The organism is Lysobacter enzymogenes, from assembly GCF_017168095.1.
Taxonomy (GTDB): Bacteria; Pseudomonadota; Gammaproteobacteria; order Xanthomonadales; family Xanthomonadaceae; genus Lysobacter; species Lysobacter enzymogenes_D.
The window spans coordinates 1-8,354 of sequence record NZ_LXSD01000212.1 but is presented as its reverse complement, the minus strand read 5'-3'; the positions used below and the strand labels follow the sequence as shown (position 1 = coordinate 8,354).

Annotated in this window: 10 protein-coding genes and 1 pseudogene; 6 read left to right on the top strand and 5 right to left on the bottom strand. The window is 70.8% G+C overall.

From position 1 onward, the window contains the following. Both A7A76_RS05400 and A7A76_RS05395 read right to left on the bottom strand, forming a co-directional pair. Positions 1–221, bottom strand: a pseudogene (locus tag A7A76_RS05400) (HAD family hydrolase); the annotation flags it as partial. 64 nt (positions 222–285) lie between these two features. Next, entirely contained in the window at positions 286–591 is a 306-nt protein-coding gene (locus tag A7A76_RS05395) for a PAAR domain-containing protein (protein WP_206410231.1), read from the bottom strand. Between the two features lie 730 nt (positions 592–1,321). Between A7A76_RS05395 and A7A76_RS05390 the strand changes: the two genes are divergently transcribed. The 4 genes from A7A76_RS05390 (at position 1,322) to A7A76_RS05375 (ending at position 4,571) form a co-directional block, all read left to right on the top strand. Further along, complete coding sequence (locus tag A7A76_RS05390) at positions 1,322–1,642, top strand: cyclic-phosphate processing receiver domain-containing protein (RefSeq protein ID WP_206410230.1); 321 nt, start codon at positions 1,322–1,324, stop codon at positions 1,640–1,642. A 94-nt stretch (positions 1,643–1,736) separates the two neighbouring features. Further along, positions 1,737–2,615 carry a DUF1684 domain-containing protein gene (locus A7A76_RS05385; protein WP_206410229.1) on the top strand — a complete coding sequence of 293 codons (879 nt, stop codon included), beginning with the start codon at positions 1,737–1,739 and terminating at the stop codon, positions 2,613–2,615. A gap of 562 nt (positions 2,616–3,177) precedes the next feature. After that, positions 3,178–4,077 (top strand): DMT family transporter, encoded by a 900-nt coding sequence (locus A7A76_RS05380; RefSeq protein ID WP_206410228.1) that lies wholly within the window; start codon positions 3,178–3,180, stop codon positions 4,075–4,077. Positions 4,078–4,145: 68 nt separating this feature from the next. Beyond that, positions 4,146–4,571, top strand: a complete 426-nt coding sequence (locus A7A76_RS05375) for a GNAT family N-acetyltransferase (RefSeq protein ID WP_206410227.1) — start codon at positions 4,146–4,148, stop codon at positions 4,569–4,571. A 41-nt stretch (positions 4,572–4,612) separates the two neighbouring features. Here the strand turns inward: A7A76_RS05375 and A7A76_RS05370 are convergent, their stop codons facing one another. After that, positions 4,613–5,038, bottom strand: a complete 426-nt coding sequence (locus tag A7A76_RS05370; protein ID WP_206410226.1) for a VOC family protein — start codon at positions 5,036–5,038, stop codon at positions 4,613–4,615. A gap of 83 nt (positions 5,039–5,121) precedes the next feature. On the opposite strand from A7A76_RS05370, the gene A7A76_RS05365 reads away from it, so the two are divergent. Both A7A76_RS05365 and A7A76_RS25820 read left to right on the top strand, forming a co-directional pair. Beyond that, a complete protein-coding gene (locus A7A76_RS05365; protein WP_206410225.1) occupies positions 5,122–5,724 on the top strand; it encodes a TetR/AcrR family transcriptional regulator in 603 nt (200 codons plus the stop codon). Between the two features lie 111 nt (positions 5,725–5,835). Next, the gene (locus A7A76_RS25820; RefSeq protein WP_277425783.1) at positions 5,836–5,967 is read left to right on the top strand and encodes a hypothetical protein; all 132 of its coding nucleotides are present in this window, start codon (positions 5,836–5,838) and stop codon (positions 5,965–5,967) included. A 176-nt stretch (positions 5,968–6,143) separates the two neighbouring features. Here the strand turns inward: A7A76_RS25820 and A7A76_RS05355 are convergent, their stop codons facing one another. Continuing rightward, the gene (locus tag A7A76_RS05355; protein WP_206410224.1) at positions 6,144–7,016 is read right to left on the bottom strand and encodes a LysR family transcriptional regulator; all 873 of its coding nucleotides are present in this window, start codon (positions 7,014–7,016) and stop codon (positions 6,144–6,146) included. Positions 7,017–7,504: 488 nt separating this feature from the next. Next, a partial coding sequence (locus A7A76_RS05350; RefSeq protein ID WP_206410223.1) for a hypothetical protein occupies positions 7,505–8,354 on the bottom strand: 850 nt, incomplete at its 5' end.

The following is an 8,354-nucleotide window of genomic DNA, read 5'->3' as shown; positions in this document are numbered from 1 at the left end:
GCGCGCACGTCGCGCTCGGGCCGGCCGCGCAGCGCCACCGCGACCACGCGCCGGCGCACGCGTTCGCCCGACAACCAACCGAGCTTGTAGCCGATGTAGTACGGCGCCACCGCCACGCCGCCGAGCCAGCGCCGGCGGCGGCCGATGCTGGCGCGGACGAAACCGGCGAAGGTTTCGCGCTCGGTGATGGTGCCGTCGAAATCGAACAGTGCCAGATCCATGCCTTGCGACATCCTGCGTGCGGCCGGTCCGGCCCGCGCGCAGTGTAGCGCCGCGCGGCCGCGCTCAGCCGCGCCGCGCCTGCGGCTGCGCGATCAGGTCGGTGCCCAGTTCGACGATCGACTGGATCTGGCTCAACGAAATCAGGATGCAGCCGCAGGCGCAGAAATCGCCGTGGCGCGCCACCGCGCGGCCGTCGATGGCCTGCTCGGCGTCGCCGGTGACGATCACGGTGGCGCCGTGCAGGCCGCATTGCACCGCATCGCCGATCCGCGCCCAGCGCCGTCGCCCGCCCGCGCCCGCGCCGGTCTCGCCGAGCACGCGGCCGCCGCCGCTGGTGGTGTCGCCGGCCTGGATCCAGTAACGGGTCATTTGCGCCTCCTTCGGCCCGGTCGCGCCGTCATGCCGGACAACGGCGCGACGCGGCCGGCGTGACCGCGCGCGCCGCGCAGTGCGACGGCCTGCGCGGCAAAACCTGGCGGTGGATCGTCATTCGCATCGTGAACTCGCGGTAGCCGGAGGCTCAGGCGTTCGCCGCCCAGGCAAGACCGGTTAAAGGCCATACGTACGAGCGCGTCGGCGGATGCAGCGCGACCGCCACCGCCGTGGCGCGGCCGCAGCGGGCAAGTCCGCGCCCGAACATCGGCGCCGGGCCGGAACGGCGACCGCCGAGCCGCTGCCCGGCGATGCGGCGCACACGCCCGAGCGCCGCCGCTGGCGACGGACCGATCGCGATGGCGAACGCAGAAACGGCCGGTCGGGCACCGGGCCGGTTCGGCAGGAGCGAACGCTATGCACATGAAGAACCTGCGAAATTCCTGTGACGCCGCGACGGCGTTCGAACGGCGCTTTGTCGCCTGTGTGCGCCGCCGGCGCCGTCGCGTCGAACGATGCCGCCCCAGCGGCATTCGCTAGCTCTAACGCCCGCGGGCGCGGCGTGGAGGACAGGGAGGGCGCACGAATATCGCGATCCGTGGCGGCCGGCTCACTAGCATCCGAACCGCGCGCGCAAACCGCGCCGCGGGCACGATCCTTGCCGGGCGCTTGCCGGCGCCGGCGCGCGCCGCCGACATCGGCGGCGGCCGCCAAGGACGATCCGGACATGCGCGTTTACCTGGACGACGAACGCGACACTCCGCCCGGCTGGGTGCGGGTGTACTGGCCCGACGAGGCCATCGCCCTGCTCGACACCGGCGCGGTCGCCGAGCTGAGCCTGGACCACGACCTCGGCGACGACGCGCGCGGCACCGGCTACGACGTGCTGCTGTGGATCGAGCGCGCGGTGGCCGAACGCGGCTTCGCGCCGCCGCAGTTACAGGTGCACTCGGCCAATCCGGCGGCACGGCGGCGGATGCTGGCGGCGGTCGAGGCGATCGCGCGGATCCGGCACGGGCAGCTGGCGCAGAACCCCGCCGATGTCTGACAAACGTCACCGCGCTGCGCCGACTTGCGGCCGGCGCGCGCCGCGCACGCATTGGCTAACCTGCGCTTACCGTCCCGCCGCTCCGGAGCGTCCGATGCGCCTGCCGCTTTTCCTGTCCGCCGCCGCGCTGCTGGCCGCCGCGCTCGCGCTGCCCTGCGCCGCCGCGGCCGGGCCGCGCGAGGACTACGACGCGTTCCGCGCCGCGCTGATCCAGCAGGCCGGCGGCCCGACCGGCATGTATGCGATCCAGGACGTCGCGGTGATCGCCGCCGGCGCGTCCGCGCACCTGCCGGCGGACGCGAACGCATCGGCGCTGCGCTGGGCCGCCGGCGCCGGCGGCGGCAAGGACATTCGGGTCGGCTACCGCGACGGCCGCGCGCTGATCGAAGGGCCGGGCCTGCAAGCGCTCGACCTGCTCAAGGCGCCCGATCAGAAGCAAGCGCTGCCCGGCGGCCTCAGCGTGCGCGCCACGGTCTACGACGACTCGGTCAAGGCCTGGCTGTACAACCCCGCGCGGGTCGCGCAGCGCTTCAAGGGGCTGTCGTTCTTTCCCTACGATCCCAAAGGCGTAGTCGCAGCGAACTTCGTCCGCCGCGACGCGCCCAGGCCGGTCAGCCATCTGGACTCCCGCAACCACACCGGCACGATGTACTGGATCGGCGACGTCGAACTGCCGCTGCAAGGCAAGACCTACACCCTGCGCGCGTTCAACAAGAGCAAGGACTGGAAGCAGATCGACCACCTGCTGCTGTTCTTCACCGACAAGACCTCGAAGAAAACCAGCTACGGCGGCGGCCGGGTGCTGGAAACCCGCTTCCCCGCCGGCCAGCCGCCGAGCGCGCTGAGCCTCAACCTCAACACCCTCTACAATTTCCTGTGCGCGCATTCGGACTACTACAACTGCCCGATCAATCTGACCACCTACATGCCGGTGGAGTTGAAGTACGGCGAGAAGTATCCGCCGGGTAGCTGAGCGGCGGCGCGAGCCGGCGGCGTCGGCGCGGCTTGCGCGGCCGCTGCGCCGCACGAAAGACCCATGCGCGTTCGGCTTCTTGCCTCGCGCGAACGCGGTCGGCGGGTGCGCGTCGACGAACGCGGCTGCCGTTGCAGCCACACGCGATGTTTTCGGATGCGGAACTTGCGGATGCACATCTGAGGGCGGCGCGCCAGGCGATCGCGCGTGCGACGCGCCCGATCCGATGCCCGCGCGCAGCCGCCGAGCGACGACCGGCGTCGGGTTGCTGTCGCAATCCGCAGGAACAGGACGACGAGCCGCCGTGCGCAACGAGGCTGAAGCAATTCCGGTGCGCCCGGCACTCGCGGCCCGGCCGGTCCTGGCGGACCAAACCGGCTCCATTGGAATGGATCGACGCTCCATGCCGCGCGCTAGCGCAGACGGCCTCGATCCTCGCAACGCAAGCACCTCAAGGCCGGCGCGGCGGCCGCAAACTGGCTCCATATATTTTTCCAATTCTGGTTCGAATTTAAGTCCAGACACATCCCAAACTGACAGCCGTCCCCAGGAGACGCCTGCCATGAACGCCCATGCCGCCCTCGCCCCCGCTCCGACCGGCCTCGCCGCCCGCCTGCGCCTGGACGCGCTGGAACTGCCGGCCCTGGCCGCGATCTGGGGCATCTCGTTCTTGTTCATGCGCGTCGCCGCGCCGGCGTTCAGCCCGGTGCCGCTGGTCGAACTGCGCCTGGCCCTGGGCGGATTGGTGCTGGCGCCGCTGCTGTGGCGCGCGCGGGCGCAGTTCCCGCTGCGGTCGTGGCCGAAGCTGGCCTTGGTCGGCGCGGTCAACTCCGCCGTGCCGTTCGTGCTGTTCGCCTGGGGCGCGGAACGCGCGCCGGCCGGCATCGGCGCGATCACCAGCGCGATGACGGTGTTGTTCGCCGCGCTGGTCGGCCTGGTGTTTTTCGGCGAGAAGATCGGCGGCCGGCGCGCGCTGGCGCTGCTCGGCGGTTTCGCCGGCGTGGGCGTGCTGGCGGCGGGCAAGGCCGCCGGCGCCGGCATCGGCTGGGCGGTCGCCGCCGGTTGCGCGGCGGCGTTCCTCTATGGCGTCGGCCTGCATCTGGTGCGCCGCCACCTGGGCGGCCTGCCGCCGGCGGCGGTGGCCAGTTCGACCCTGCTCAGCGCGGCGCTGCTGATGCTGCCGCTGACGCTGGCGCAGTGGCCCGCGCATGCGATCGCCGCACCCGCCTGGGGCGCGGCGCTGATGCTGGGCCTGTTGTGCACCGGCCTGGCCTACTTGCTGTTCTACCGCCTGGTGGCGCGCATCGGCGCCGCTCGCACCTCGCTGGTGACCTATCTGATTCCGCTGTTCGGCGTGGCCTGGGCGTGGCTGTTGCTGGACGAACCGGTGACCGCCTCGATGGCCGCCGCCGGCGCGCTGATCCTGGCCGGCGTCTGGCTGGCGCGGCGCGAGACGCATTGAACGCACGCTCTTTTCGCAGCCCTCTTCGGCGCAGGTCGAGAACGAACGAACCCTCTGGAGTACGCACCATGCAATGGATCGACCATCTTCGCGATGTGGATTGGGACGAGCTGTCCGAGCTGTACCGGATCGCGCCCTTGGGCGAGAAAAGCCCGGACTACCTGCGCACCGCGTTCGGCAACAGCCGTCATGTCGTCTTGGTGTATGCGCAAGGCCGCTTGGTCGGCGCCGGCCGCGCCCTGGCCGACGGCGTGGACTGCGCCTATCTCAGCGACATCGCCGTGCACCCGCAGCAGCAGGGCACGGGTCTGGGCAAGGCCATCGTCGAGCACCTGGTGCAGCGCGCGCAGGGCCATCGCAAGATCCTGCTGTACGCCAATCCCGGCAAGGAAGGGTTTTATCTGCGGCTCGGCTTCAAGCGCATGAATACCGCGATGGCGATGTTCGCCGATGAGGCCGGCGCGCTGGCGACGGGAGTGGTGAGCGCGGCCTGAGCCGCGCCCGCGCAGCGACCGCACGCGGCAGCCCGGGCCGCTCAAGTCGGCAACGCGCTCGCTTCGTAGTGCGCGGCGAACTCCGCGCTCGGCGGAATCGGCTTGATGATGTCCAGCAGTACGCCGTTGGGATCGGCGGCGATGAAATGGCGCTGGCCGAAGGCCTCGTCGCGCAGGCCCAGCAAGATCGGCAGGCCGGCGGCGGCGAGGCGCTCGTGGACCGCGTCGACGTCTTCGACCTCGAAGTTCAACAGCAAGCCGCCGACCCGGCCGCGGCCGGATTCGGGGATGGTGTGGTGGGCGCCGTCGAGCACGGCCAGGTTGATCGAGGGGTCGTCGGCCGATTGCAGGTGCACGTACCAGTCGGCGGCGAACACGGCGGCGAAGCCGAAATGGGCTTGGTAGAAGGCGGCGGTGCCGGCTACGTCGGCGGTCATGATCACGGGGTAATAGCTGCTGATCTTCATGGAAGCGGCCTGCGCTTGTCGGTTCCGGGGCTTTTACATACAGTCTGTATGTATAACTCCAAACTAACATACAGGCTGCATGTATGAAAACACCCAATCCTCGCCGCTCGTCGGCCCGCGCCGTGCGCAGCAACCGCGAACGCAGCGAAAGCACCCGCCGCACCCTGCTCGAGGCCGCGCGCACGCTGTTCGTCGAACGAGGCTATGGCGACACCTCGACGCCCGAAGTCGCCGCGCTCGCCGGCATCACCCGCGGCGCGCTGTATCACCACTTCGCCGACAAGCGCGACCTGTTCCGGCAGGTGCTGGAAGCCGAGGCCGAGTCCGTGCGCGAGGACATCCTCGCCTCCACCCAGTCCGACCTGAGCCCGCAGGCCGCGCTCATCCGCGGCGCGCAGGCCTATCTGCGGACCATGACCCTGCCCGGCCGCACCCGCCTGCTGCTGGTCGAAGGCCCGGCGGCGCTGGGCCTGGAGCAATCGCTGGCGATCGACCAGGCCAACGCCGGCAGCACCTTGCGCGACGGCCTGGCCGAGGCCTTGGGCAACGAGAACGTCGACTCGGACGCCCTCGCCCGCCTGCTCTCGTCCGCCTTCGACCGCGCCGCGCTGGAAATCGACGCCGGCGCCGACGCGGTGCGGATGCAGGACACGATGGTGTGGCTGGTGCGCAAGTTGTTTGCGTGAGGACGTCGCGGCGCGGCCGGCGGCATGGCGTTTACTTACGGGTGCCACAGGCGCAATCGATCCTCCTCGAATAGAGGCAGGGCCCAGCCGCGATACGCCGCGGTCGATGCGATGCACGCCGATTGGCGCGGCCGCGGCTGGCCGATCGTGCAGGCTCCGGTGGAGCTGGACTTCGGCCGGACGTTCGTCGCGCTCGATCCGGACGGGCACCGCCTGCGGGTGTTCTCGCCCGCGCCGGAATGAAAACCCGCGCCGTGCTGCGGCCGCGCCGTCGATGAGGCGGGCGGCCCGCAAGATGAAGCACCGGGCCGATGCAGGCCGGCCTCGGCCACAACGGCGTGTGCGAACGCGCGATTACTGCGCTCGCAACCTTCGCGTCAACCGCAATACCGCTGCTCGCACCGCTTGCCCGTGCGGACTCACTCCGCGCAAGCCCGATGCAACCACGCCGCGAACGCCGACGCGCCGTCTCCGGCCGGCTTCAACGCCAGCCGCGTGAGCCAATAACCGCCGGCGTCGAGCGTGGTCGCGAACGGCTGCACCAGCAGCCCTTGCGCGATCTCGCGCGCGAACATCGACGGCGGCGCGAGAGCGACGCCCAGGTTCTGCAGCGCGCATTGGACCATGGTCAGCGACGAATCGAAGATGGTCCCGTTGATCGGGCCGCACGGCGTCGCCTGCGCGGCTTCGAACCACAGCCGCCAGTCGTCGACGAAATAGGAACGCAGCAACGCGAAGCGCGCCAGTTCGGCCGGTTCGCGCAATTGCTGGGCGATCGCCGGCGTGCACAGCGGCGCCAGCGGCGCGGCCATCAGGAACCGGCTTTCCATGCCGGGCCAGGTGCCGCGGCCGAAACGCACGGCGTAGTCGAGGCCTTCGGCGGCCGGGTCGACGCGGTTGTTGTGGGTGCTCAGGCGCACGTCGACCGACGGGTGCAGGCGCGCGAACTCGGCCAGCCGCGGCAGCAGCCAGCCGCTGGCGAAGGTGCCGACCGCGCCGACGTGCACCACCTCGCGCGCCAGGCCGTCGCCGACCCGGTCGAGCGCGTTGTCGATGCGGTCGAAGGCTTCCTGGATCGCCGGCAGCAGGCTCAGGCCTTCGTCGGTCAGCGCCAGTCCGCGCGGCAGGCGGCGGAACAGTTCGACGCCGAGTTGATTCTCCAGCAGCCGCACCTGATGGCTGACCGCGGCCTGGGTGACGTTGAGCTCGTCGGCGGCGCGGGTGAGGCTGAGCGCGCGCGCGGCGGCTTCGAAAGCCTTGAGCGCGCCGAGATTGATACGGGTGTGGGCCATCGCCGCTCCGGGAAACGCCGGTCGCCAGAAACCGGTGCAAGAAAAATTTGGGGCTGGCCCAAGAAATCGTCGCGGCGCGTGCGCCGCGGCGGGAACGCGGGAATTCAAAGCTGCGGCGTGCGGGCTGTCAACGTTATGCAGGCGTTTTCTGGCGCGCTGGCCGCATTGTGCACGCTTGCGCTGGGTTCGGCGCGGTCGGGTGCGCGGCTGCGGGGGCTTAGCGGTTGCTGTTACAGGTGCGTGGCGGCCGCGGCAGTATTGCTTGGTCGAGCCGCGGGAATTTTCGGCGCTCTCCTGCGATGAGTTGCGAGGCGGTTGCGGTCGGTGTGATGGACGTGTCGTTCGCGCAGGGCCGGCCGTCGGCGCATACGCGGGCACAGTGGCGAGTCGCGGGACGCCGACGGGGCGCGGTCGCGGCTTGCGCCGCTCCTGCAGGGAGCCCAGGTGGGATTCGAAGCGGCGCGACGGCGGCGCGGTTCGGCGCCGGCTCAACCTTGCGCCTGCGCCGGCGCGCCGTTCGCCACGACCTCGATGCGTTTCTCCAGCAGATACTGATACCACTGCGCCTGCACCGCTTCGACCGGCCCCAGTTCGGCTTCGAACTCGGCCACGCCGCCGCGCCCGCGCAGCAGGCGGCGGTAGGCCGCGGCGTAGGCGCCGTCGCGGTAATGGAACAGGAAATGGCTCAGGCTCCAGTACTCCAGGTAATACACGTTGAGATGCTTGCCGCCGATCGGCGGCCCGCTGTCGTCGATCAGTTGCCGCAGCGGAATCAGCAGGCCCGAGCGCAGGTCGCGCTGCAGCGAGCCGGTCAGCGGCAGCTCGGGCAGCCACCAGATCGGATAGGCCTGCGGGTCGATCGCGCCCGGCCGCAGCCGCGCGCCGTCCAGGCGGCTGGCGCCGAAGTAGCTGGCCACGCCTTCGTTGATCCACTTGGCGCGCGAGAAGCCGGCGCGCTCGGCGTGCAGCTGATGGGTCGCCTCGTGCAGCATCCAGTGATAGGGATTGGCGGCGTCCGCGGCGAAATAGGCGTGGCAGTACGGCCGGCGGTAATAGGCCTCAGCCCAGGGCATCGAGGTGTTGAAGGCGCCGAACTGGGCGCGGTCGCGATACAGGATCAGGCGCAGGCGCGCATCGGCCGCGGCCGGCGGCAGGGCGAAGAATTCGCCGTAGGCGCGATACAAGGCTTCCACCGCGGTCGCCACCTGCACGGTCTGTCGCGGCGTGGCGGCGCTGAAGATGACGAAGTGATCGGTGCGGTACTCGCGCGCCTGCGGCGGCAACGGCGTGGCGGCCGGCGCCGAGGCCGCCGGTTTGGGCGCCGACGCGGCGCCGCGC